This window comes from Ruegeria sp. HKCCD3925 (assembly GCF_057221175.1).
In genome coordinates this window covers 1-1,304 of sequence record NZ_JBWVBI010000018.1, presented here as the reverse complement: position 1 = coordinate 1,304, position 1,304 = coordinate 1, and the positions used below count along the sequence as shown (strand labels likewise).

The window sequence follows — 1,304 nt, the reverse complement described above, 5'->3', positions numbered from 1 at the left end:
GCCGATGATTTGATCGCCCTGGCTCAAGCCCTGGGTCTTAAAGACTACATCGTGGTCGGTCACTCCATGGGTGCCCGCATTGGTTTGCGTGCGGCTCACAAGAACAGCGATGGTCTGAACCGTCTGGTGATGGTTGATCCGCCGGTCTCCGGCCCGGATCGTCGTGCCTATCCCTCCAAGCTGCCCTGGTACGTGGATTCCATGGCCATGGCTCGCAAGGGCTGCACGGCAGAGGACATGCGTGCTTTCTGCCCGACTTGGACCGAAGAGCAGTTGCAATTGCGTGCCCAGTGGCTGCACACCTGCCACGAGCCTGCGATTCTGGCCAGCTTTGAAGGGTTCCACACCGACGATATCCACGTCGACTTCCCGCATTTGAAGGTGCCTGCTTTGCTGATGACCGCCGAGCGTGGCGATGTGGTGCGTGATGAGGATGTGGCCGAGATTCAGCAACTGGCCTCTGGCGTGCAGCACGTTCGTGTGCCGAACGCCGGTCACATGATTCCTTGGGACAACGAAGCCGGATTTTACGAAGCCTTCGGTGACTTTCTGGGCCAGCGCTTGGTGTGATGTTGACGGGGCCGCTACGGTGGCCCGTCGTGATGCAGAGGTTCCGCGTCAGTGCCGGAACCTCTCACAAGGAGAGACAAAATGGCAGTGAGTGATTATCAACTTATCGAAGCATGGCAAGAGGTGCTGCGCCTGTCCAAGCTGCAAGCGGGTCAAACCGTGACCTTGCTGACCAGCTCGACCACGCACCCCCAGACCATGCAGTGCGCGCAGATTGCCGCTCAGTCCATGGGCGCGATTGTCAATCGTTTGGACTTGTTGCCGGTCAATGCGGAAAAAGCCTTGAGCCGTGACTCGCTGGCGTACTTGGGTACGACCCCGCTGACGGGCAACGAAGCGGCGATCGCCGCCTTGAAAGCCAGCGATCTGGTGCTGGACCTGATGACCCTGTTGTTCTCGCCCGAGCAGATCGACATTCTGAAGTCGGGTACCAAGATTCTGCTGGCCGTGGAGCCACCCGAAATTCTGGTTCGTACCGTGCCAACCGAAGCAGATCGCGCACGCGTGACTGCTGCGGCCGCTTTGATCAAGGCCGCCAAGGAAATGAGCATTACCTCACCTGCTGGCACTAATCTGCGTTGCCCGCTGGGTGAATTCCCTGCGATTCGTGAATACGGTTTTGTAGATGAGCCCGGTCGTTGGGACCACTGGCCCAGCGGTTTTGTGCTGACCTGGCCCAATGAGTTGGGCACCAACGGCACCATCGTGATCGACAAGGGCGACATTCTGTTGCC

Annotated in this window: 2 protein-coding genes; both read left to right on the top strand. The window is 59.0% G+C overall.

The window, feature by feature from the left end:
• A partial coding sequence (locus tag AC2TEM_RS21370; RefSeq protein WP_480856421.1) for an alpha/beta fold hydrolase occupies positions 1–570 on the top strand: 570 nt, incomplete at its 5' end.
• An 81-nt stretch (positions 571–651) separates the two neighbouring features.
• The coding region (locus AC2TEM_RS21365) for a 2,5-dihydroxypyridine 5,6-dioxygenase NicX family protein (RefSeq protein ID WP_480856420.1) at positions 652–1,304 on the top strand (653 nt) is incomplete at its 3' end.